The following is a 23,618-nucleotide window of genomic DNA, read 5'->3' on the forward strand; positions in this document are numbered from 1 at the left end:
CGAAGCGAGGTGGTTGCGCGGAGCGAGCGAACCAGTCAGCTCAGTGAGGTGACGGCGTGAACGGGCCCTTCGACTTCACCCTCGCCCTCGCCGACGACGCGTTGATCGCGGCCCAGCGGCTGGCCGAGTGGACCACCCGTGCCCCGGAGATGGAAGAGGACATCGCGCTGGCCAACATCGCCCTCGACCAGCTCGGCGCGGCGCGCCTGCTGCTGTCGTACGCGGGCGAGCTGGAGGGCGCCGGGCGCGACGAGGACGCGCTGGCGTACCTGCGCGACGACCGCCAGTTCCGCAATGTGCTCCTGGTCGAGCTGCCCAACGGCGACTTCGCGGTGACGATGGCGAAGCTGTTCTTCCTGGCGGCGTACCAACTGCCGCTGTACACGGCGCTGGCCGGCTGTGCGGACGAGCGGTTGGCGGCGATCGGCGCGAAGGCGCGCAAGGAGTCGGCGTACCACCTGGACCACGGCGCGCTGTGGGTGAAGCGGCTCGGTGACGGCACCGAGGAGTCGCACCGTCGGATGCAGGCGGCCGTCGACCACGTGTGGCCGTACACCCATGAGCTGTTCACGGCGGACCCGGCGGCGCCGGTCGATCCGGCCACCCTGCGGCCGGCGTTCGACGAGGTCGTCGGCCCGGTGCTGGCCGAGGCGACGCTCACCCGGCCGGGCAGCGCCTGGGCCCCGGCCGGCGGGCGGGCCGGTGTGCACACCGAGCACCTGGCCTACCTGCTCGCCGAGATGCAGGTGCTGCACCGCGCCCACCCGGGAGCGAAGTGGTGACCGCGAGGGACGCGGCCGCGTCGGTGGTGGACCCGGAGATCCGGGTCATCACCATCGACGAGCTGGGCATCCTGCGCGCGGTTGAGGAGGATCCGGCCAGTGGCCGGGTCACCGTCACCATCACCCCTACCTACACCGGCTGCCCGGCGATGGACGTGATCCGGGCCGACATCCGCCGCGCGCTCGCCGTCGCCGGCCACCCGGACGCCGAGGTCCGGACCGTCTACAGCCCACCGTGGAGCACCGACTGGATCTCCGAGGGCGGGCGGGCCAAGCTCGCCGCCGCCGGGATCGCCCCGCCCGCCCCGGTGCCCGCCGCCGGCGTCGTGTCGCTGACCCTCGCGGTCCGCTGCCCGCGGTGCGGCTCGCCGGAGACCGAGCAGGTCAGCAGGTTCGGCTCCACCGCGTGCAAGGCACTGTGGCGGTGCCGCTCCTGCTCCGAACCCTTCGACCACCTGAAGGCGCTGTGACTGTCACCATCACCCGCCCGGTTCGCCGCCGGCCGGTCTTCCACCCGTTGTCCGTCGCCGCCGTCGACCGGCTCACCGACGACTCCGTGGCGGTGACCTTCGCCGTACCCGAGGAACTGCGGGAGACATTCGCGTTCCGCGCGGGCCAGCATCTCACCGTGCGTCTTCCGGGCCAGGCCGCGCCGGACGGCGCTGACGTGCGCCGGTCGTACTCGATCTGTTCCACCCCCGACGACCTGGCCCGGCGCGGCCGATTGCGGATCGGGGTGCGGGAGATCCCGGGCGGCGCCTTCTCGGCGTTCGCCTGCGGAGCGCTGCGCGGTGGCGACACCGTCGAGGTGCTGCCGCCGCTGGGCACCTTCACCACGGCGTTCGCACCGGACCGCGCCCGGCACTACGGCGCGGTCGTCGCCGGCTCCGGCATCACCCCGGTGCTCGCGCTGGTCGCGACCGCCCTGGCCGTCGAGCCGGCCAGCACCTTCACACTGGTGTACGGCAACCGCACGGCGAACACCGTGATGTTCGCCGAGGAGCTGGCCGACCTGAAGGATCGCCACCCGACCCGGCTGCACCTGGTGCACGTCCTCTCCCGGGAGCAGGGCGAGTCGCCGCTGCTGTCCGGTCGCATCGACGCCGAGCGGCTGGGCCGGTTGCTGGACACCATCGTGCCGGGTGACCTCATCGAGGAGTGGTTCCTCTGCGGCCCGTACGGCATGGTGGTCGACGTCCGGGACGTGCTGACCGCACGCGGGCTGCCCGAGTCGGCGGTGCACACCGAGCTGTTCCACGTCGACGCGCCGCCGGAGCCGGTGCGCCGGCCCGTCGACCAGGCGGGCGCCGGGGCCGAGGTGACCATCGTGCTGGACGGCCGGTCGTCGAGCTTCACGATGGGTCGCGAGGAACGGGTGCTGGACGCCGCGCTGAAGGTGCGCGGCGAGCTGCCGTACGCGTGCAAGGGTGGCGTCTGCTCCACCTGCAAGGCGAAGGTTGTCGACGGCGCGGTCACGATGGCCCGCAACTACGCGCTGGAGCCCGACGAACTGGCCGCCGGCTACGTGCTGACCTGCCAGTCGAGCCCAACCACCGACAAGCTCACTGTCGACTACGACGCATGAGGCCGCCGGACGACCGGGAGTTCGTCGAGCGGTTCGCCGAGGTCACCGGGGGACGGCGTCCGACCGGCTACGTGGAGGCATGGGAGCGGTTCGTCGAACTCTGCGAGGAGGGCTATCACGACAACCTCGACGAGTACTGGTTCGACCTCAGCGTCCGGGACGGCATCGAGCGGGTGCTGACCGACGAACGGCTGTCCGGCTTTCCGCAGATGGGATGGGTCCGGGAGCGGGTCGAGGCGGCGGACGAGCGGTTCCGCGCGGTGCTCTCCGAGCAGCCGATGCCGGGGCGCTCCGAGCGGCAGTGGTGGGAGGCGTACGTGCCGGCGTGGGCGGGGCCGGAGTGCGCGGCGGAGCTGCACGGCACCTACGGCGTCCACGTCGAGGTACGCGAAGGCTGATGACGGCTGTGGGACGTGCCGCACCCGGCGGGGTCCGGCGGTCGGGTCGGGTGGGCCGACGTAGGCTCGGGGTGTGACGGTGAGCCGGGAGATCGACGACATCCTGCAGCGCGGCGCGGACGGCGGGCGGATCACGCCCGAGGAGGCCCTGCTGCTCTACACCGAGGCGCCCTTCCACGCGTTGGGCGAGGCGGCGGACGCGGTGCGTCGGCGGCGCTACCCGGACAACGTCGTCACGTACCTGATCGATCGCAACATCAACTACACGAACGTCTGCGTGACGGCGTGCAAGTTCTGCGCCTTCTACCGCGCGCCCAAGCACCAGGAAGGGTGGACCCACCCGACCGAGGAGATCCTGCGCCGGTGCGGCGAGGCGGTCGAGCTGGGCGCGACCCAGGTGATGCTCCAGGGCGGGCACCACCCCGACTACGGCGTGGAGTACTACGAGGAGTTGTTCTCCTCGGTCAAGCAGGCGTACCCGAACCTGGTCATCCACTCGATCGGCCCCAGCGAGATCCTGCACATGGCCAAGGTCTCCGGGGTGAGCCTGGACGAGGCCATCGCCCGGATCAAGACCGCCGGTCTGGACTCGATCGCCGGCGCTGGCGCGGAGATGCTGCCCGAGCGGCCCCGCAAGGCCATCGCCCCCCTCAAGGAGTCGGGCGAGCGCTGGCTGGAGGTCATGGAGCTGGCCCACCGGCAGGGCATCGAGTCGACCGCCACCATGATGATGGGCACCGGCGAGACGCACGCCGAGCGGATCGAGCACCTGCGCATGATCCGGGACGTGCAGGACCGCACCCGCGGTTTCCGGTCCTTCATCCCGTGGACGTACCAGCCGGAGAACAACCACCTCAAGGGCCGCACCCAGGCGACCACCGTGGAATACCTGCGCCTCGTCGCGGTGGCCCGACTGTTCTTCGAGACCGTCCCGCACCTGCAGGCGTCCTGGCTGACCACCGGCAAGGACGTCGGGCAGCTCTCCCTGCACATGGGCGTGGACGACCTCGGGTCGATCATGCTGGAGGAGAACGTGATCTCCTCCGCCGGTGCGCGGCACCGCTCAAACCTGCACGAGCTGATCGGCATGATCCGCTCGGCGGACCGGATCCCCGCACAGCGCGACACCCTCTACAACCGGCTCGCTGTGCACCACACGCCGGCCGACGACCCGACCGACGAGCGGGTGGTCTCGCACTTCTCCTCGATCGCGCTGCCCGGCGGTGGCGCGGGGAGGTCCCTACCTCTGGTGGACGTCAGCTGACGGTCGGCAGGTGACCGTTCGGCTGATCGACGCTCATGCTCCCGCCGGATCGCCCCGGCGGTACGGGTGGTCCCCGCCGCCGCAGCGTCAGCCTGTCCGGTCCGGGTCTGGTGGAGATGATCGTCGGCGGCTAGCGTCCCGGCTCATATCTGGCACCACCGTCGACGTACGGGGCTGTCCTCCATCGGCCCGCTGCGGGTCGTTCATATAACGCACGGCAGTACGGGCGGGATGGGTGACCATCCCGCCCGTACTGTCTGCCCAGCTCGGGCCGGACGGATGAAATCGGGTCCGCCTGCTGGCGTGGGAGATCGGCCTCCGATAGCGTCCGCTCGTTCCGCAACCATTCTTTCTTCCCTACCCCCGGGGGACTGATGACAGCGTTCCACCGCTCGACGCTGGTGCGCGCCAGTGTCGTGGCGCTGATCGCGGCCGGTGGCATCGCCGCCGTGGCCGCACCGGTGCTGGCGGCCGAGGAGGCCGATCTGGCCCTGGTGCCGCTCAGCTACAACCTGGCCAAGGGCGTCACGGAGGCCAAGAGCAAGCCGTTCAAGTTCACCGTCGACAACACCCGGAGCAAGGAAGACGCCAAGGGTGTCAGCTACACCGTGGACACCAGCAAGCTCGACACCGGCAAGGTCCGGGTCGTGGTGCCCGACGGCTGCAAGGTGAACGGCGAGAAGTTCACCTGCCGCCTCGGCGACCTCGCCGCCGGCACCAGCGAGGACTTCGGCATCCCGGTCTTCTCCATCGGCGGGCTGGGCGCCGCCGGCGCTCTGGTGGTCAACATCCGCTCGGCCACCGACGACCCGAACAAGGAAGACAACAGGGTCAGGCACGACATCACCGTCACCGAGCCCGGGTACGACCTGACCAGTTGGGTGCAGGATGTCAACGCGAACGTCGTGGTGAACGGTGTCAACGGCGACGACCCCGACCTTCGTCCGGTGCGGCCGGGCGAGACGGTTCCGGTCGATTGGGCGGTCTACAACGACGGCAGCCGCAAGGCCACCGGCCTCGCCTACGTGCTCACCCTCCCGGCGGGCGTCACCTTCGACACGCTGCCGGACACCTGCACCATGCAGACGTTCGGTGTCGCTCAGGCGCTCTGTCAGGACGACGGCGCGGTGATCCGGCCCGGTGACTACTACACGGCGGACATCAAGGTGACCGTCGGTAAGGACGTCACCGAGCCGGTGCTGCGGGTCGGCGAGCTGGTGGCGCACGGTCTGGACGTGGCCGCCGGGAGGCCAGAGGAGCAGCCGCGGCGGGCCAGCGCCGCACAGCGGAAGACCTTCGCCGAGGTCGACGAGGGCGACAACCAGGCGGTCTTCGACGTCTTCGTCGACGTGGCCGGGGACCCGACGCCGACGCCCACGCCCACTGTCACCCCGACGGAGTCGCCCACTCCGACGCCGACGGTCACCCCGACCGGGTCGCCGACCCCGACACCGACCGTCACGCCGACGGAGACGCCGACGCCGACGGAGACCCCGACCCCGACGGAAACGCCGACGCCGACGGAGACCCCGACGCCGACGGAGACGCCGACCCCGACGGTGACCCCGACGCCGACGCCGACGCCGACGCCGACGGAGACGCCGACGCCGACGGAGACGCCGACGCCGACGGAGACGCCGACGCCGACGGAGACGCCGACCCCGACGCCGTCGGTCACCCCGACCGAGACGCCGACGCCGACGGAGACGACGACCCCGACCCCGACTGACACGCCGACGGTCACCCCGACGCCGGGTCCGAGCGGTACGACGACGCCGGGCGCGACCGTCTCGCCGGGTGCCGGTGGCGGCTCCACCGGTGGCGGCTCGGGCGGTGGTGGCCTGCCGGTGACCGGTGTGCAGGTCGGCCTGATCGGCGGCATCGGCGCGATCATCCTGCTCGTGGGTGGGGCGCTGCTGGTGCTCACCCGCCGCCGCAAGGTGGTGGTGGTCTCGCCGGCCGACGAGAAGTCGACCGACTGACACCAGACCCGACTGACACCGGGCCGCTGGCGACGGCGCGCGGACGAGGCGCGACAGCGACGGCGGTACGCGTCCTGACTGTGGCGTCAGGGGCGCAGGCACGACGCGAGGGCGGGGTGGGCGACCACCCCGCCCTCGCGCATCAGTGGGGCGCGCCACGCCACCCAGCGCGTGTCGGTCGGCGGGCGGCTGGCAGAGTGGAGGGGTGAGCCGTACCCCGCAGGGCCAGCGCGCCAGTCTGGACAAGCAGCCGCACGAGGTCGCCGCGATGTTCGACGGCGTGGCAGAGCGTTACGACCTGACCAACACCGTGATCTCGCTGGGGCAGGACCGCTCCTGGCGTCGGGCCACCCGGGCGGCGCTCGGGTTGCGGCCGGGCGAGCGGGTGCTGGACGTGGGCGCGGGCACCGGCGTCTCGACGCGTGAGCTGGCCCAGTCCGGGGCGTACGCGGTCGGGGTGGACCTGTCGCTGGGCATGCTGCACACCGGCAAGCGGGCCCGGCCCGAGGTGCCGCTGCTGGCGGGGGACGCACTGCGCCTGCCGTTCGCCGATGCCAGCTTCGACGCGGTGACGATCTCCTTCGCGCTGCGCAACGTCAACGACACCGATGCGGCCCTGCGTGAGCTGGCCCGGGTGACCCGGCCGGGTGGCCGGTTGGTGGTCTGCGAGTTCAGCACCCCGGTCAACCCGGTCTTCCGGACGGTCTACCTGTCGTACCTGATGCGGTCGTTGCCGGCGGTGGCCCGTACGGTGTCGAGCAACCCCGAGGCGTACGTCTATCTCGCCGAGTCGGTCCGGGCCTGGCCGGCGCAGTCCGCGCTGGCCGGGCGGGTGGCCGCGGCCGGGTGGGGGCGGGTGGCGTGGCGCAACCTGACCGGTGGCGTGGTGGCCCTGCACCGGGGGATCCGCGAGTAGCGGCGGACCCCTTCGGCGGGCGCGGACATTATTCAGGTTCCGCCAATATCAGGCTTTAGTCCACTTTGCCCCGTACGCTCGACCGTATGACCGGAGCAGACCCGGCGGACCCGGTGGCCGCCACCGACGACGACGCGGCCGAACTCATCGCCCAGTTGCGCGAGCTGGCCGGGGCCGACCCGGTTGAGGTCCGGCAGGTGGTCGCCGAGGTGCTGGCCGCGCTGGACCGTGCGGCGGGCGGGGCGCTCCGCGAGCATCTGCCGGAGACGATCCGGGTCGACGCGGGCCTGGACGCCTCCAGCCCGGCCTGACACCTGACCGCTGTGGACGGTGATGGGGTGTCACATCGGCGAGTTAGGTACCCCTGATCCTGCGCAGGTATGACGCCGGTCATACACTCGTCCCGTCTGGCTTGTGAAGCATTTCACGAGCATGCGGGAGGAGGCGCGAATGACCGCGGTGGAACACGACGCCGACGTCATTGTCGTGGGCGCCGGTCCCGGTGGATCAGCGACTGCGTACCACCTGGCCCGGCACGGCGTACGGGTGCTGTTGTTGGAGAAGACCGAGTTCCCCCGGGAGAAGGTCTGCGGCGACGGGTTGACCCCGCGTGCGGTGCGCCAACTCATCCGGATGGGTGTGGACACCTCGCCCGAGGCGGGCTGGCTGCACAACCGCGGCCTGCGGGTCATCGGCGGCGGGGTGCGCCTGGAACTGGACTGGCCGGAGCTGGCCAGCTTCCCCAACTACGGTCTGGTGCGCACGCGACTGGACTTCGACGACCTGCTCGCCCAGCGGGCGGTGGCGGCCGGCGCGAAGCTGCGGACCAGCGTCAACGTGTTGGGCCCCGTGCTCGACGACGATGGTCGCGTCACCGGCGTCGAGGCGGAGGTCGGGCCGGGCAAGGAACCCACCACCTTCCACGCCCCGCTGGTCGTCGCGGCCGACGGTGTCTCCGGCCGGTTCCCGCTCGCGCTCGGGCTGGCCAAGCGGGAGGACCGGCCGATCGGTGTGGCCGTCCGCCGCTACTACCGTTCCCCGGCCAAGCACGAGGACAACTACCTGGAGTCCTGGCTCGAGCTGCGCAGCAAGGACAGCGGCGACAACCTGCTGCCCGGGTACGGCTGGATCTTCGGCCTCGGTGACGGGCGGGTCAACGTCGGCCTCGGCGTGCTCAACTCGTCCTCGGCGTTCGGCAAGACCAACTACCGCCGGCTGCTCACCGACTGGCTCGCCAACACCCCGGAGGACTGGGGGATGACCGACGAGGCCAACGCCGACGGCCCGATCCTCGGCGCGGCGCTGCCGATGGGCTTCAACCGGGTGCCGCACTACACGCGGGGCGTGCTGCTGGTCGGCGACTCGGGCGGCATGGTCAACCCGTTCAACGGTGAGGGCATCGCGTACGCCATGGAGTCCGGCGAACTGGCCGCGGAGGTCGTGGTCCAGGCCCTCGCCCGGCCGGCCGGCCCGGAGCGGGAGCGCGCGCTGCTGGCGTACCCGAACGAGCTGAAGGCCCGACTCGGCGGCTACTACCGGTTGGGCGGCATCTTCGTGAAACTGATCGGCCGCCCCGAGATCATGCGGATCGCCACCAAACACGGCATGCCGCATCCGACGCTGATGCGTTTCGTGCTCAAGTTGTTGGCCAACCTGACCGACCCGCGCGGCGGGGACGCGATGGACCGGGTCATCAACGCGATGACGAAAGCTGCTCCCGCCGTGTAGCGCGAGGGGTGGCCTTGCGGGCCCAGTGGTCATCGATGACCGCGGGAACCGTATACGTAGGACGGCATCGGCGCTGGTCACGGCCCCGACGCCGACAAAGATCGACCCCCGCCGACTGCCGCTGCGAGGGACGTGAATAGTGTGATTTTCGTCAAGCACCGAGGGCAGGGAAGGACGAGCAGGAGAAAACGATGTCGCTCTCGCCTTACGCACCGATCATCGGGCTGTTCGCCCTCGCCGCGGCGTTCTCGCTGTTTTCCGTCGGCGCCGCCCGCTTCGCCGGTCCCCGGCGCTACAACAAGGCCAAACTCGAGGCTTACGAGTGCGGCATCGAGCCCAGCCCGCAGCCGGTCGGCGGCGGGCGGTTCCCGATCAAGTTCTACCTGACGGCGATGCTCTTCATCGTCTTCGACATCGAGATCATCTTCCTCTACCCCTGGGCGGTCTCGTTCGACGCTCTGCCGATCTTCGGCTTCGTGGAGATGGTCCTGTTCATCGTCGCGGTCTTCGTTGCGTACGCCTACGTGTGGCGGCGCGGCGGCCTGGACTGGGACTGAGGAAGGAACGTCAGATGGGCATCGAGGAGAAGCTTCCCGCCGGCGTCCTGCTCACCTCGGTGGAGAAGCTGGTCAACTGGTCTCGGAAGTCGTCCGTGTGGGGCGCCACCTTCGGCCTGGCCTGCTGCGCCATCGAGATGATGGCCGCCGGTGGTCCGCACTACGACATGGGCCGCTGGGGCATGGAGGTCTTCCGGGCGTCGCCCCGACAGGCCGACCTGATGATCGTGGCAGGCCGGGTGAGCCAGAAGATGGCCCCGGTGCTGCGCCAGATCTACGACCAGATGGCCGAGCCGCGCTGGGTGCTCTCGATGGGCGTCTGCGCCAGCAGCGGCGGCATGTTCAACAACTACGCGATCGTGCAGGGCGTCGACCACGTGGTGCCGGTCGACATGTACCTCCCCGGCTGCCCGCCCCGGCCGGAGATGCTCATCGACGCGATCCTCAAGCTCCGCGAAAAGATCATGTACGAGCCGCTGGGCCCGAACGGTCGCAAGATGCTCGCCGCCCGCCAGGAGCGCGGCGACGTTCCGGTGGTGCCCTACGGCTCGATGCCGTCCTCGTACCGCAACGACAAGGCCCGGCGCGCCGAGTGGACCCGGGCGGTCCGCGAGGGCCGCGAGGAGCAGCTGCGTATCGAGAACTGGATGAATGCTCAGAACCACCTCCACCCGCAGGCAGGCCCGAAATGACGTCACCCACGGACAAGCCAAACGACGGCGGCGTACCGCTGCCGGTGGTGCCGGCCGGTGCCACCAGTGGTGCCCCCGCCGAGTTCCCGCCGGCCAGCCCGGCCGGTCGCGGGATGTTCGGCAACCAGGGCACCGGCGACGTGTCCGGTTACGGCGGCCTGGTCCGCCAGCGCCAGCCCATCGAGGAGGCGTCCCGGCCTTACGGGGGCTACTTCGACGAGGTCCGCGACGCGCTGGAGGAGGCGTACCCGGCCTTCAACGACGCCATCGAGAAGGTCGTGGTCGACCGGGGTGAGCTGACCCTGCACGTACGCCCGGAGCGGATCGCCGAGGTCTGCCAGGTGATGCGCGACGACCTGGCGCTGCGGTTCGAGCTGTGTTCCTCGGTGTCCGGCGTGGACTACCTGGGCGCCGACGAGCGTCGCCTGCACGTGGTCTACCTGCTCACCTCGATGACGTACCGGCGGCGGGTCCGGCTGGAGGCCGCCGTCTCCGTCGAGGCCCCGCACCTGCCCAGCGTGACCGCCGTCTACCCGACCGCTGACTGGCAGGAGCGGGAGGCGTACGACATGTTCGGCATCGTCTTCGACGGCCACCCCAGCCTGACCCGGATCCTCATGCCGGACGACTGGGAGGGGCACCCGCAGCGCAAGGACTACCCGCTCGGCGGCATCCCCGTCGAGTACAAGGGCGCCGAGATCGCGCCGCCGGACACGCGGAGGTCGTACCAGTGACGACGTCGAACTACGCCAGCGAGCGCGAGACCGACGAGGGTCGGGTCTTCACCGTCACCGGTGGAGACTGGGACACGATCGTCTCGGGCACCGACCCGATCAACGACGAGCGCATCGTGGTCAACATGGGTCCGCAGCACCCGTCCACGCACGGGGTGCTGCGGCTGATCCTGGAGCTGGAGGGCGAGACGGTCCGGGAGGCCCGTTCGGTCGTCGGCTACCTGCACACCGGCATCGAGAAGAACCTCGAATACCGCAACTGGGTCCAGGGATCGACGTTCGTGACCCGGATGGACTACCTCGCCCCGATCTTCAACGAGACGGCGTACGCCCTCGCCGTCGAGAAGCTGCTCGGCATCACCGACGACATCACCGAGCGGGCCACCACCATCCGTGTGCTGATGATGGAGCTCAACCGGATCTCGTCGCACCTGGTCTGGCTGGCCACCACCGGCATGGAGCTGGGCGCGATCTCGATCATGCTGTACGGCTTCCGCGAGCGCGAGTACATCCTCGACATCTTCGAGACCATCACCGGTCTGCGGATGAACCACGCGTACGTGCGGCCCGGCGGTGTGGCGCAGGACGTGCCGGACGACGCGATCCGCAAGATCCGCGAGTTCCTCAAGATGATGCCGAAGAAGCTCAAGGAGTACGAGGACCTCCTTTCCGGCCAGCCGATCTGGACCGAGCGGACGAAGAACGTCGCGGTGCTGGACGTCACCGGCTGCGTGGCGCTCGGCATCACCGGCCCGGTGCTGCGCTCCGCCGGCCTCGCCTGGGACCTCCGCAAGACCATGCCGTACTGCGGCTACGAGACGTACGAGTTCGACGTGCCGACCCACCCCGACGGTGACGTCTGGGGTCGCTACCAGGTCCGGCTCGCCGAGATGCGGGAGTCGCTGAAGCTTGTCGAGCAGGCGCTGGACCGGCTCCGCCCGGGACCGGTGATGGTCGCCGACCGCAAGATCGCCTGGCCGGCACAGCTGGCCATCGGCGTGGACGGCATGGGCAACTCGCTGGAGCACGTCGCGAAGATCATGGGTCAGTCGATGGAGTCGCTGATCCACCACTTCAAGCTGGTGACCGAGGGCTTCCGGGTCCCGCCCGGCCAGGTGTACGTCGCCATCGAGGCGCCCCGCGGCGAGCTGGGCGTCCACGCGGTCTCCGACGGTGGCACCCGGCCCTACCGGGTGCACTACCGGGAGCCGAGCTTCGTCAACCTGCAGGCCCTCCCGGCGATGGCCGAGGGCGGTCTGATCGCCGACGTGATCGCCGGCGGAGCCTCGTTGGACCCCGTGATGGGTGGTTGTGACCGATGACGACTTTCACTGACACGACTCGGGAGCGGGCGCGCGAGATCATCGCCCGTTACCCGGCGGACCGGTCCCGCTCGGCGTTGCTGCCGCTGCTGCACCTGGTGCAGGCCGAGGAGGGGTACGTCTCCCCGGCCGGGGTGGCGTTCTGCGCCGAGGTGCTGGGGCTGAACAAGGCCCAGGTCGGCGCGGTGGCGACCTTCTACACGATGTACAAGCGCAAGCCGACCGGTGACTTCCTGGTCAGCGTCTGCACCAACACGATGTGCAACGTGCTCGGTGGCCAGGAGGTCTACGACACCCTCTCCGAGCACCTGGGCGTCGGACACGACGAGACCACCGCGGACGGCACGATCACGCTGGAGCACGCCGAGTGCCTGGCGGCGTGCGACTACGGCCCGGTGATGACCGTCAACTACGACTTCTTCGACGGCGTGGACCCCTCCACCGCGGTCGGTGTGGTCGACGAGCTGCGGGCCGGCGGCCGGCCGATGCCGACCCGGGGTGCCCGGCTCTGCACCCTCAAGGAGATGGCGGTTCAGCTCGCCGGTTTCGCCGACGAACGCGACGGTGCCGTCGCCGACGGCGGGCCGGGCGAGCCGACCCTGCGCGGGCTGCGGCTGGCCCAGCAGCACGGCGTCTCGGTGCCGGGCTTCGACCCGAACACCCCGATCCGCAGCAAGGCCGAGGCCGACAAGGCCGCCGCCGAGGCGAAGGCGAAGGCGGAGGCCGCCAAGCCGGCGCCCGTCGAGGCGAGTGCCGCTCCGGTCAAGGGTGGCGACGGGGCGTCCGCCCCGACCGGGGTCGCCGAGCCGGCGGCCGCCGCCAGCAGCACCACCCGGGACGTGAAGGCACCGGACGACAAGTCGCCGCAGGTGCGTACCGCCGAGACCCGGCAGCCGGACGCGGACACCGCGGTGCCGGACGCGCCCGGCACGAAGGCCCCGGCAGACAGCAGCGGCACCGCGCCACAGGCCGGCGACGCGCGCTCGGCCGAGGCGGCCGGCGTGGCGGCCAACGCTCCTGCCGGCGACGGCAAGCCCGCCGGCGACGAGGCCGGGGCGCAGGAGCGCAACCTCACCGAAGCGAAGGCCGACACGGACGCCGACGGCGCCGGATCGGCTGACGCGAGCGAAACGGGGGCCCAGAAGTGACCACTCCCCGCCCGGAGACGCTGGCCAAGCTGACGCCGGTGCTGACCAAGCGCTGGCTGTCGCCGGACGCCTGGCGCATCGGCACGTACGAGCAGTTGGACGGCTACGCCGCGCTGCGCAAGGCGCTCAAGGCCCACCCGGACGACCTGATCCAGCTGATCAAGGACTCCGGGCTGCGCGGCCGGGGTGGCGCCGGCTTCCCTACCGGCCTCAAGTGGGGCTTCATTCCGCAGGGCGACGGTAAGCCGCACTACCTGGTGGTGAACGCCGACGAGGGCGAGCCGGGCACCTGCAAGGACCTGCCGCTGATGACCCACGACCCGCACGCGCTGGTCGAGGGCGTGATCATCGCGTCGTACGCGATCCGGGCCGCCCGCGCCTACATCTACATCCGGGGCGAGGCGGTGCACGCCGCGCGTCGGCTGCGCAACGCGGTCCAGGAGGCGTACGACAAGGGTTACCTGGGCCGGAACATCCTGCGCAGCGGCTACGACCTGGAGCTGGTGGTGCACTCCGGCGCGGGCGCGTACATCTGCGGCGAGGAGACGGCGCTGCTGGACTCGCTGGAGGGGTTCCGGGGTCAGCCCCGGCTGCGCCCGCCGTTCCCGGCCACCCACGGCCTGTACGCGAGCCCGACGGTGGTGAACAACGTCGGCACCATCGCCAGCGTGCCGCCGATCGTGCTCGGTGGGGCCGACTGGTGGAAGAGCATGGGCACCGAGAAGTCCTCCGGGCCGATGATCTACTCGCTCTCCGGGCGGGTCGCCAACCCGGGCCAGTACGAGTGCTCGATGGGTATCACGCTGCGCGAGCTGCTGGAGCTGGCCGGTGGCATGCAGCCCGGCCACAACCTGCGCTTCTGGACCCCGGGCGGCTCGTCCACCCCGCTGCTCGCCGCCGAGCACCTGGACGTGCCACTCGACTTCGAGGGGGTGGCGGCTGCCGGCTCGATCCTCGGCACCACCGCCACGCAGATCTTCTCGGACCAGGACTGCCCGGTCTACGCGACGTACCGGTGGCTGGAGTTCTACCACCACGAGTCGTGTGGCAAGTGCACCCCGTGCCGCGAGGGCAACTACTGGATGGTCCGGGTCTACCGGCGGATCCTCGCCGGTCAGGGCACCCACGAAGACCTGGACACCCTGCTGGACACCTGCGACAACATCCTCGGCCGCTCGTTCTGCGGCCTTGGTGACGGCGCGACCAGCCCGGTGACGTCCTCGCTGAAGTACTTCAAGCAGGACTACCTCGACTACATCGAGGGACGTAAAGCTCCCATGCTGTCGGAGAAGACCCTGGTAGGGGCGCACTGATGACGGACGTAGCCAAGCAGACCGACACGGTCACCCTCACCATCGACGGCGTCCAGGTCACCGCCCCCAAGGGGGCGCTGCTGATCCGGGTCGCCGAGCAGATGGGCACCGAGATCCCCCGGTTCTGCGACCACCCGCTGCTGGCCCCGGCCGGCGCGTGCCGGCAGTGCCTGGTGGAGGTGGAGGGGCAGCGCAAGCCGGTCGCCTCCTGCACCCAGACCGTCGCCGACGGCATGGTGGTCCGCACCCAGATCACCTCCCCGGTGGCCAAGAAGGCGCAGGAGGGGGTGATGGAGCTGTTGCTGCTCAACCACCCGCTGGACTGCCCGATGTGCGACAAGGGTGGTGAGTGCCCGCTGCAGAACCAGGCCATGTCCACCGGCCGCACCGACTCGCGTTTCCACGAGCACAAGCGGGAGTACGAGAAGCCGATGGCGATCAGCAGCCAGGTGCTGCTGGACCGCGAGCGGTGTGTGCTCTGCCAGCGGTGCACCCGGTTCTCCGAGGAGATCGCCGGCGACAAGTTCATCGACCTGATGGGCCGGTCGTCCGCCGAGGAAATCAACATCTACCGGGACGACGCGTACGGCGCGGAGTCCGGGGAGGACAGCGGGGACGTCCCGTTCAACTCCTACTTCTCCGGCAACACCGTGCAGATCTGCCCGGTGGGCGCGCTGACCGGTGCCCAGTACCGGTTCCGCGCCCGCCCGTTCGACCTGGTTTCCAGCCCGAGCGTCTGCGAGCACTGCTCGGCCGGCTGCGGGCAGCGTACCGACTGGCGGCGCGGCAAGGTGCTGCGCCGGCTGGCCGGCGACGAGCCGGAGGTCAACGAGGAGTGGAACTGCGACAAGGGCCGGTGGGGCTTCCAGTACACCCGGGCCGCCGACCGGCTGACCACGCCGCTGGTCCGCGACGAGCAGACCGGTGAGCTGCGTGAGGCGTCCTGGAGTGAGGCGCTCACCGTCGCCGCCGAAGGGCTGCACACGGCTCGGGAGAGCGGGCAGGGCACCGCGGTGCTCACCGGCGGTCGGCTGACCGTCGAGGACGCGTACGCGTACGCCAAGTTCGCCCGGGTCGCGTTGAACACCAACGACATCGACTTCCGGGCCCGACCGGTCTCCCGCGAGGAGGCCGACTTCCTGGCCAGCTCGGTCGCCGGGGTCACCGACGTCACGTACACCGACGTGGAGAACGCGCCGGCGGTGGTGCTGGTCGGCCTGGAGCCCGAGGAGGAGTGCCCGATCCTCTTCCTGCGGCTGCGCAAGGCGTACCTGAAGAAGACCCTGACGGTGTACGCGCTGGCGCCCTTCGCCACCCGCGGCCTGGAGAAGCTCGGTGCCAAGCTGGCCCGGGTGGTGCCGGGCGAGGAGGCCAGCGTGCTCGCCGAGCACGCCACGGTCAGCGAGGCGCTGAGCGCTCCGGGCGCGATCCTGATCGTCGGCGAGCGGTTGGCCACCGTTCCCGGTGGGCTCTCCGCCGCGGCCGACGTGGCCCGGCGTACCGGCGCGAAGCTGGCCTGGGTGCCGCGGCGCGCCGGTGACCGCGGCGCTGTCGACGCGGGCTGCCTGCCGAACCTGCTGCCCGGTGGACGCCTGGTGACCGAACCGGCCGCTCGGGCCGAGCTGGGTGAGGCGTGGGACATCCCGGCCGGGGTGATCCCGAGCCAGGCCGGCCGCGACACCGACGCCATCCTGAGCGCGGCGGCCAACGGGCAGCTCGGCGCGCTGGTCGTCGGCGGTGTCGACCCGGCCGACCTGGCCGACCCGCGACTGGCCGAGTCCGCCCTGGACGCGGTGCCGTTCCTGGTCAGCCTTGAGCTGCGCGCCAGCGCGGTGACCCGGCGGGCGAACGTGGTGCTGCCGGTCGCCCCGGTGGCCGAGAAGGCCGGCAGCTTCCTGGACTGGGAGGGCCGGCTGCGCCCGTTCGAGGCGGTCCTGAACACCACCGCGATGACCGACGGCCGGGTGCTCGACGCGCTGGCCGCACTGCTCGACGTGCGCCTCGGCACCGCCGACGTGCTGAGCGTGCGCCGCGAGTTGGGCACGCTGCCGGCGACGCGGATGTCGCGGCCGGCCGCGCCGTCGGTCGCGCCGGGCCGGGTGCCGCAGCCGAACGCCGGGGAGGCCGTGCTGGCCACCTGGCACCAACTGGTGGACCTCGGCACGCTGACCGAGGGCGACGAGAACCTCGCCGGCACCGCCCGTCCGCCGGTGGTCCGGCTGGGTAAGGGCACCGCCGAGGCACTCGGTGTGGTCGACGGTGACGCCGTCACGGTCGGCACCGACCGGGGGGCGCTGACCCTGCCGGCGGAACTCACCGAGATGCCGGACGGCGTGGTCTGGCTGCCGACCAACTCACCCGGATCGACAGTGCGGCGCAGCCTCGGGGCGACGTCCGGCGCGGTCGTCCGGATCTCCGTCCCCGCACCGGGTACGGCCATTCCGGCCGGGCGCGTGGCAGCCGACGAGACCATCCTCAGTTCTGGGGGTAACCAGTGAACTCGATAGTCCTCGCCCAGGACCCGACGCTTGCCGACTTCGGTCGGGATCCGTGGTGGCTGGTTCTCGGCAAGATTGTCTTCGCGTTCGCCTTCGGGCTGCTGGCCACCCTGCTCGGTGTCTGGTTCGAACGGCGCGTCGTGGGTTACATGCAGGTGCGGCCCGGCCCCAACCAGGTCGGCCCGTTCGGCCTGCTGCAGACCCTCGCCGACGGTCTGAAGATGGCCTTCAAGGAGGACATCCTGCCGAAGGCGGCCGACAAGGTCGTCTACTTCTTCGCGCCGACCATCTCGGTGATCTGCGCGGTCACCGCCCTGTCGGTGATCCCGTTCGGCCCGATGGTGAGCATCTTCGGCCATCACACCCCGTTGCAGGTCACCGACGTGCCGGTGGCGGTGCTGCTGCTGCTCGCCTGCTCCTCGATGGGCGTCTACGGCGTCGTCCTGGGTGGTTGGGCGTCCGGCTCGACGTACCCGCTGCTCGGTGGTCTCCGGTCGAGCGCCCAGATGATCTCCTACGAGGTCGCCATGGGGCTGAGCATCGTGGCGGTCTTCATGACCGCCGGCACGATGAGCACCAGCGGGATCGTCGCCGCTCAGGGGGACGGCACCGAGCTGACCATCTTCGGCCAGACGGTCCCGGCCCCGGGCTGGTACGCGATCCTGCTGCTGCCGAGCTTCATCATCTTCTTCATCGCCACAGTGGGTGAGACCAACCGGGCACCGTTCGACCTTCCCGAGGCCGAGTCCGAGCTGGTCGCCGGCTTCATGACCGAGTACAGCTCGCTGAAGTTCGCGCTCTTCATGCTCAGCGAGTACGTCGCGATGGTGACCATGTCAGCCGTCACCACGACGCTGTTCCTGGGCGGTTGGCGGGCGCCCTGGCCGATCACCATCTGGGAGGGCGCCAACTCCGATTGGTGGCCGATGCTCTGGTTCTTCGGCAAGGTGATCGCGCTGGTCTTCGTCTTCGTGTGGCTGCGGGGCACGCTGCCCCGGCTGCGCTACGACCAGTTCATGCGGCTCGGCTGGAAGGTGCTGCTGCCGATCAACCTGGTCTGGATCCTGGTCCTGTCGGGCCTGCGCTCCATCGAGGACTGGGACACCCGCGGCAAGATGATCGCCGTCGGCATTCCGGCCGGCATCCTGCTGATCGCCACGATCTTCTGGCCCAGCCGGCGGCCGAAGCCGAAGCCGACGACGCAGGAACAGGTCGACAACCGGCCGCACGGGAGCTTCCCGCTGCCACCGATGGATCTTCAGGTACCACCGAGCCCGCGTATCACGCGCGTGGTCGCCGAGCGGGAGCCGGCCAACATCGTTGCCGGCTCGGACTCCAGGGAGGTGTGACGTGGGCGCGATCACCGGAACGTTCAAGGGATTCGGTGTCACCTTCTCGCACATGTTCAGGAAGGTCGTCACCACCGACTACCCGTTCAAGCCGCCGGTGTCGGCGCCGCGCTACCACGGGCGGCACATCCTCAACCGGCACCCGGACGGCCTGGAGAAGTGCATCGGCTGTGAGCTGTGCGCCTGGGCCTGCCCGGCGGACGCGATCTACGTCGAGGGTGGCGACAACACCGACGAGCAGCGCTTCTCGCCGGGTGAGCGGTACGCCAGCATCTACCAGATCAACTACGCCCGGTGCATCTTCTGCGGGTTGTGCATCGAGGCCTGCCCGACCCGGTCGCTGACCATGAGCAACGAGTACGAGCTGGCCCGGGACAACCGGCAGGACCTGATCTTCACCAAGGAGCAGTTGCTCGCGCCGTTGCTGGATGGCATGGAGCAGCCGCCGCACCCGATGCGGCTGGGTGACAGCGAGAAGGACTACTACGTCGGCGCGCTGGACAACCCGGGCACCTCCGCCGGTGCGGAGACGTCACCGATGGGCCCCGGCCGCTACCAGGTCGAGGAGCATCCCGGCGTGACGTTCCCGGGCGCCGAGCAGGCCGCCCAGCGGGTCGCGGCCGGCAAGGGAGAGAACGCATGACCACGTCTACGGTGCTGGCCGCGGCGGGTGCGGTGTCCGGTGGCGAGGAGGTCACCTTCTGGATCCTCGCGCCGCTCGCACTGATCGGCGCGATCGGGATGGTGGCGGCCCGCAACGCGGTGCACTCCGCGCTCTGGCTGGTGCTCACCATGCTCTGCCTGGGCGTGTTCTACGTGCTCCAGGCCGGGCCGTTCATCGGCATGGTGCAGATCATCGTCTACACCGGCGCGATCATGATGCTCTTCCTCTTCGTGCTGATGCTTGTCGGCCGGGATTCCACCGACTCGCTGATCGAGACGTTGCGCGGCCAGCGGGTCGCCGCGATCGTGCTGGGGCTGGGCTTCGCCGGTCTGGTCGGCGGCGCCCTCTACCGGGCGCTGGAGGGCACCACGGCGGTCGGCCTGGAGCAGGCCAACGCCGAGGGCAACGTGCAGGGCATCGCCCGACTGCTCTTCACCAAGTACGTCTTTGCGTTCGAGCTGACCTCGGCGCTGCTGATCACCGCGGCGGTCGGCGCCATGGTGCTCGCGCACATCGAGCGCCGCAAGCAGGACAAGGTCGACCAGGTGTCGACGATGCGGGCCCGGTTCGCGCCGGGCAACTACCCCGGCCCCAAGCCTGGCCCCGGCGTCTTCGCGACCTCGTCCTCGGTGGCCACCCCGGCCCGGCTGCCGGACGGCCGCCTCTCGGAGCGGAGCACGCCGGAAATCCTGCCGGTGCGGGAGCTGACGGCGCAGGAGACCACGCTGAAGGGGACGGACCAACGGTGAGCGCGAGGAGTGCAGCGAAGCGGAGCCCCGCAGTCGCGAACGAAAGCGAGTCCAGCTATGACGCCTGACTACTACCTGGTCCTCGCGGCGGTGCTGTTCACCATCGGTGCCGCCGGGGTGCTCGTCCGGCGCAACGCGCTCGTGCTGTTCATGTGCGTGGAGCTGATGCTCAACGCGGCCAACCTGACGCTGGTCACCTTCAGCCGGATCAACGGTGACCTCAACGGTCAGATCATGGCGTTCTTCGTGATGGTGGTGGCGGCGGCCGAGGTCGTGGTCGGGCTCGCGATCATCATGTCCATCTTCCGGACGCGACGCTCGGCGAGCGTCGACGACGCCAACCTGCTGAAGTACTAGAGGGGTCCACCGGTGGAAGAGACTGTGGAATACGCCCAGGCCACGGGGCTGCTCGGGGGCGTCTGGCTGCTGGTGGCGATCCCGCTGGTCAGCGCGGCCATCCTGCTGCTGCTCGGCCGCCGGGCCGACCGCTGGGGGCACTGGTTGGGCGTCGCCGCCATCGGCGCCGCGTTCGTGCTCGGCCTGAGCTTCTTCTTTCAGCTGCGTGGCCTGGAGAACAAGTCGGTCGAGCTGAGCCTCTGGGACTTCATCGCGGTCGGTGATCTGCGCGTCGACTTCGGCCTGCTGTTCGACCCGCTGGCCGCGGTCTTCGTACTGCTGATCACCGGGGTGGGTTTCCTGATCCACCTGTACGCGGTGGAGTACATGTCGCACGACGCGGGCCGTCGTCGGTTCTTCGCGTACTTCAACCTGTTCGTCGCGGCGATGCTGCTGCTGGTGCTCGGCAACAACTACGTGATGCTCTACTTCGGCTGGGAGGGCGTCGGTCTGGCGTCGTACCTGCTGATCTCCTTCTGGACCGAGCGGCCGAGCGCGGCCACCGCCGGCAAGAAGGCGTTCCTGATGAACCGGGTCGGCGACGCCGGCCTGGCCATCGGCATCTTCATCATGTTCGCCACCCTGGGCACGACGCAGTACGACGAGGTGTTCAACGGCGTGGGCGCGCTGACCGGCACCACCGTGCTGGTCCTCGGCCTGTTGCTGCTGCTCGGCGCGGCCGGTAAGTCCGGTCAGTTCCCGCTCCAGGCGTGGTTGCCGGACGCGATGGAGGGCCCGACCCCGGTGTCGGCGCTCATCCACGCCGCCACCATGGTCACCGCTGGTGTCTACCTGATCGCCCGGTCCAACCCGATCTTCTCCGCCAACTCGACGCTGCAACTCGTGGTGGTCAGCGTCGGCGCGCTCACCCTGCTGATCGGCTGCATCATCGGCGCGGCCAAGGACGACATCAAGCGGGTGCTGGCCTGGTCGACGGTGAGCCAGATCGGCTACATGTTCCTCGGTGTCGGTCTCGGCGGCGCGGCGTACGCGTTGGCCATCGTGCACCTGCTGGCGCACGGCTTCTTCAAGGCCAACATGTTCCTGGGTGCCGGCTCGGTCATGCACGGGATGAAGGACCAGGTCGACATCCGCCGCTTCGGTGGGCTGTCGAAGCACATGAAGATCACCTGGCTGACCTTCATGATGGGTTGGCTGGCCATCATCGGCATGTTCCCGTTCTCCGGCTTCTTCTCCAAGGAGCCGATCATCGTGGCCGCCTTCGAGCGGGACGACTGGACCGCCTGGCTCTTCGGTGGGGCGGCGCTGCTCGGCGCCGGGCTGACCGCGTTCTACATGACCCGGCTGTTCGTGCTCACCTTCCACGGCCCGCAGCGGTGGACCGAGGACATCGAGCACCCGCACGAGTCGCCGAAGCTGATGACCATTCCGCTGATCCTGCTGGCGGTCGGCTCGGTCGGCGCCGGCTTCCTGCTCTCCACGTCCGTTCCGGACTGGCTGACCCAGACCGCCGGGTTGGGCGGCGAGCACGCCGAGCACGAGGCGGTCCTCTCGCACGCCGTGATCACCACGCTGTCTCTGCTGGTCACCGTGCTCGGCGCCGGGCTCGCCTGGTTCCTCTTCCGGGCCGGTACGGCCACCGCGCCGCAGCCGGCCGGGGTGCTGGTCACCGCCGCCCGGCGCAACCTCTACACCGACGCCGTTAACGAGGCGGTCTTCGAGAAGCCGGGCATCTTCCTCACCCGGGCGCTGGTGTACCTCGACAACCGGGGCGTCGACGGGCTCGTCAACGGGCTCGCCGCCGCGGTCGGCGGTGGCTCGGGTCGCCTCCGCCGGATGCAGACCGGCTTTGTCCGCTCGTACGCCACCTCGATCCTGGCCGGTGCGCTGCTGGTGATGGCGGCGTTCCTGGCGGTGCAGGCGGGGTGGTTGGCGTGATCGACCTCTTTCCGGCCGCCCCCGCCGGCGGACCACGCAGTGACGACGGAGGTAAGGCCGCATAATGTCCAACTTCCCGTTCCTCTCGGTGCTCACCGTGGCGCCGCTGGTGGGCGCCCTGGTGGTGGCCTTCCTGCCGCGCCACCGCCCGGAGCTGGCCAAGCAGGTGGCGTTCGCTTGGTCGCTGCTCGTGCTGGTGCTCTCGGTGGTGATGTGGGTCAGCTTCAACGCCGGCGGTGACCGGTTCCAGTTCCGCGAGTCATACTCGTGGATTCCGAACTGGGGGGTCAGCTTCACCTTCGCCGCCGACGGCATCGCGTTGGTGATGCTGATGCTGATCGCGGTGCTGGTGCCGCTGGTGATCCTGGCGTCCTGGCACGACGCCGAGTCGTCGAAGCGGTCGGTGCCCGTCTACTTCGCGCTGCTGCTGGTCCTCGAGTGCACGATGATCGGCGTCTTCGCGGCCGCCGACGTCTTCCTGTTCTACGTGTTCTTCGAGGTCATGCTGGTGCCGATGTACTTCCTCATCGGCAGCTACGGCGGCCACCAGCGGCAGTACGCGGCGGTGAAGTTCTTCCTCTACTCGCTGGTCGGCGGTCTGTTCATGCTGGCCGCGGTGATCGGCCTCTGGGTGGTCGGCGGGAAGACCTTCGACTGGCAGGCGCTCTCGCAGGTCGACATCAGCACCGGCACCGAGCGGTGGCTGTTCCTCGGCTTCTTCCTCGCGTTCGCCATCAAGGCACCGTTCTTCCCGTTCCACACCTGGCTCCCCGACGCCGGTGGGGCCGCCCCGGCGGGCGCGGCGGCGCTGCTCGTCGGGGTGCTGGACAAGGTCGGCACCTTCGGCATCCTGCGCTACTGCCTGCCGCTCTTCCCCGAGGCGTCGAAGTGGTTCGCCCCGTGGGCGCTGGCCCTGGGCGTGATCGGCATCGTCTACGCCGCGCTGCTGGCGGTCGGCCAGAACGACCTCAAGCGGCTGGTGTCGTACACCTCGATCGCGCACTTCGGCTTCATCGGGGTGGGCATCTTCGCCTTCACCACGCAGGCCGGCACCGGCGCGGTGCTCTACATGCTCAACCACGGGTTGGCCACCGGCCTGCTCTTCCTGGTGGTGGGCATGCTGATCGCCCGTCGTGGTTCGGCGCTGATCAGCGACTTCGGTGGGGCGGGCAAGCTGGTCCCGGTGCTCGCCGGGGTGCTCTTCTTCGCCGGTCTCGCCTCGCTGGCGCTGCCCGGCACCGCGCCGTTCATCTCCGAGTTCCTGGTGCTGATCGGCACGTTCACTGTGAACAAGCCGGTTGCGGTGATCGCGACGCTCGGCATCATCCTGGCCGCCGCGTACGTGCTGTGGATGGTGCAGCGCACCACCCAGGGCACGTTGAATCCGGCGCTGACCGAGGTCGACGGGATGCGCAAGGACCTCAACCTGCGCGAGAAGGTCGTGGTCGCCCCGCTGATCGCGCTGATCGTGCTGCTCGGCTTCTTCCCCAAGCCGGTCACCGATGTGATCAACCCGGCCGTCCAGGCGACCATGGACGACATCGGCAGAACCGACCCGGCGCCGTCCGTGGGCGGCACCGTCCAGGAGGCGCGCCGGTGAGCGCGAGGAGTGCAGCGAAGCGGAGCACCGCAGTCGCGAACG

General features: G+C 70.1%; 21 protein-coding genes and 1 pseudogene. All 22 read left to right on the forward strand.

Translation table 11 applies throughout. The annotated features are described in order from the left end of the window. The first annotated feature begins 56 nt into the window (after positions 1 to 56). The 22 genes and pseudogenes from paaC to QSK15_RS02490 all read left to right on the forward strand — a co-directional run bounded on the left by paaC (position 57) and on the right by QSK15_RS02490 (position 23,576). Entirely contained in the window at positions 57 to 782 is a 726-nt protein-coding gene (gene paaC, locus QSK15_RS02385; RefSeq protein ID WP_285792684.1) for a 1,2-phenylacetyl-CoA epoxidase subunit PaaC, read from the forward strand. Then, entirely contained in the window at positions 776 to 1,252 is a 477-nt protein-coding gene (gene paaD / locus QSK15_RS02390) for a 1,2-phenylacetyl-CoA epoxidase subunit PaaD (RefSeq protein ID WP_285792685.1), read from the forward strand. Before paaC ends, paaD begins: the two co-directional genes overlap by 7 nt. Further along, the gene (gene paaE / locus QSK15_RS02395; protein WP_285792686.1) at positions 1,249 to 2,367 is read left to right on the forward strand and encodes a 1,2-phenylacetyl-CoA epoxidase subunit PaaE; all 1,119 of its coding nucleotides are present in this window, start codon (positions 1,249 to 1,251) and stop codon (positions 2,365 to 2,367) included. The genes paaD and paaE overlap by 4 nt, the downstream gene beginning before the upstream one ends. Beyond that, the gene (locus QSK15_RS02400) at positions 2,364 to 2,765 is read left to right on the forward strand and encodes a hypothetical protein (RefSeq protein WP_285792687.1); all 402 of its coding nucleotides are present in this window, start codon (positions 2,364 to 2,366) and stop codon (positions 2,763 to 2,765) included. Before paaE ends, QSK15_RS02400 begins: the two co-directional genes overlap by 4 nt. A 73-nt stretch (positions 2,766 to 2,838) precedes the next feature. Then, entirely contained in the window at positions 2,839 to 4,029 is a 1,191-nt protein-coding gene (gene mqnC / locus QSK15_RS02405) for a cyclic dehypoxanthinyl futalosine synthase (RefSeq protein ID WP_285792688.1), read from the forward strand. A 374-nt stretch (positions 4,030 to 4,403) separates the two neighbouring features. Next, a pseudogene (locus tag QSK15_RS02410) lies at positions 4,404 to 5,468 on the forward strand (cell wall anchor protein); the annotation flags it as partial. Positions 5,469 to 6,216: 748 nt separating this feature from the next. Continuing rightward, positions 6,217 to 6,927: a demethylmenaquinone methyltransferase gene (locus tag QSK15_RS02415; protein ID WP_196920656.1), complete on the forward strand. Its 711-nt coding sequence runs from the start codon at positions 6,217 to 6,219 to the stop codon at positions 6,925 to 6,927. Positions 6,928 to 7,013: 86 nt separating this feature from the next. Beyond that, on the forward strand, positions 7,014 to 7,238 hold the full coding sequence (locus QSK15_RS02420) for a hypothetical protein (protein ID WP_030334118.1): 225 nt from the start codon (positions 7,014 to 7,016) through the stop codon (positions 7,236 to 7,238). A 139-nt stretch (positions 7,239 to 7,377) separates the two neighbouring features. Beyond that, positions 7,378 to 8,655, forward strand: a complete 1,278-nt coding sequence (locus QSK15_RS02425) for a geranylgeranyl reductase family protein (protein ID WP_285792690.1) — start codon at positions 7,378 to 7,380, stop codon at positions 8,653 to 8,655. Positions 8,656 to 8,846: 191 nt separating this feature from the next. Beyond that, entirely contained in the window at positions 8,847 to 9,212 is a 366-nt protein-coding gene (locus QSK15_RS02430; RefSeq protein ID WP_007454588.1) for an NADH-quinone oxidoreductase subunit A, read from the forward strand. A gap of 14 nt (positions 9,213 to 9,226) precedes the next feature. Then, positions 9,227 to 9,904, forward strand: coding sequence for a NuoB/complex I 20 kDa subunit family protein (locus QSK15_RS02435; protein WP_030334123.1), 678 nt, complete (start codon positions 9,227 to 9,229; stop codon positions 9,902 to 9,904). Further along, on the forward strand, positions 9,901 to 10,638 hold the full coding sequence (locus tag QSK15_RS02440; protein WP_285792691.1) for an NADH-quinone oxidoreductase subunit C: 738 nt from the start codon (positions 9,901 to 9,903) through the stop codon (positions 10,636 to 10,638). Before QSK15_RS02435 ends, QSK15_RS02440 begins: the two co-directional genes overlap by 4 nt. Continuing rightward, a complete protein-coding gene (locus tag QSK15_RS02445) occupies positions 10,635 to 11,960 on the forward strand; it encodes an NADH-quinone oxidoreductase subunit D (RefSeq protein ID WP_285792692.1) in 1,326 nt (441 codons plus the stop codon). The genes QSK15_RS02440 and QSK15_RS02445 overlap by 4 nt, the downstream gene beginning before the upstream one ends. Beyond that, positions 11,957 to 13,108, forward strand: a complete 1,152-nt coding sequence (gene nuoE / locus QSK15_RS02450) for an NADH-quinone oxidoreductase subunit NuoE (protein WP_285792693.1) — start codon at positions 11,957 to 11,959, stop codon at positions 13,106 to 13,108. Before QSK15_RS02445 ends, nuoE begins: the two co-directional genes overlap by 4 nt. Further along, positions 13,105 to 14,421: an NADH-quinone oxidoreductase subunit NuoF gene (nuoF, locus tag QSK15_RS02455; protein ID WP_285792694.1), complete on the forward strand. Its 1,317-nt coding sequence runs from the start codon at positions 13,105 to 13,107 to the stop codon at positions 14,419 to 14,421. The genes nuoE and nuoF overlap by 4 nt, the downstream gene beginning before the upstream one ends. Continuing rightward, the gene (locus QSK15_RS02460) at positions 14,421 to 16,919 is read left to right on the forward strand and encodes an NADH-quinone oxidoreductase subunit G (RefSeq protein WP_285792695.1); all 2,499 of its coding nucleotides are present in this window, start codon (positions 14,421 to 14,423) and stop codon (positions 16,917 to 16,919) included. Before nuoF ends, QSK15_RS02460 begins: the two co-directional genes overlap by 1 nt. Next, complete coding sequence (gene nuoH, locus QSK15_RS02465; protein WP_285792696.1) at positions 16,916 to 18,268, forward strand: NADH-quinone oxidoreductase subunit NuoH; 1,353 nt, start codon at positions 16,916 to 16,918, stop codon at positions 18,266 to 18,268. The genes QSK15_RS02460 and nuoH overlap by 4 nt, the downstream gene beginning before the upstream one ends. A gap of 1 nt (position 18,269) precedes the next feature. Beyond that, the gene (gene nuoI / locus QSK15_RS02470) at positions 18,270 to 18,911 is read left to right on the forward strand and encodes an NADH-quinone oxidoreductase subunit NuoI (protein WP_285792697.1); all 642 of its coding nucleotides are present in this window, start codon (positions 18,270 to 18,272) and stop codon (positions 18,909 to 18,911) included. Continuing rightward, positions 18,908 to 19,681, forward strand: coding sequence for an NADH-quinone oxidoreductase subunit J (locus QSK15_RS02475; protein WP_285792698.1), 774 nt, complete (start codon positions 18,908 to 18,910; stop codon positions 19,679 to 19,681). Before nuoI ends, QSK15_RS02475 begins: the two co-directional genes overlap by 4 nt. Before the next feature lie 57 nt (positions 19,682 to 19,738). Next, complete coding sequence (gene nuoK, locus QSK15_RS02480) at positions 19,739 to 20,038, forward strand: NADH-quinone oxidoreductase subunit NuoK (RefSeq protein ID WP_030334139.1); 300 nt, start codon at positions 19,739 to 19,741, stop codon at positions 20,036 to 20,038. Between the two features lie 12 nt (positions 20,039 to 20,050). Next, positions 20,051 to 21,976, forward strand: a complete 1,926-nt coding sequence (gene nuoL, locus QSK15_RS02485) for an NADH-quinone oxidoreductase subunit L (RefSeq protein ID WP_030334141.1) — start codon at positions 20,051 to 20,053, stop codon at positions 21,974 to 21,976. 64 nt (positions 21,977 to 22,040) lie between these two features. Further along, positions 22,041 to 23,576: an NADH-quinone oxidoreductase subunit M gene (locus QSK15_RS02490; protein WP_285792699.1), complete on the forward strand. Its 1,536-nt coding sequence runs from the start codon at positions 22,041 to 22,043 to the stop codon at positions 23,574 to 23,576. Positions 23,577 to 23,618 lie beyond the last annotated feature (42 nt).

This window comes from Micromonospora sp. NBRC 107095 (genome assembly GCF_030269705.1).
Taxonomy (GTDB): domain Bacteria; phylum Actinomycetota; class Actinomycetes; order Mycobacteriales; family Micromonosporaceae; genus Micromonospora; species Micromonospora parva.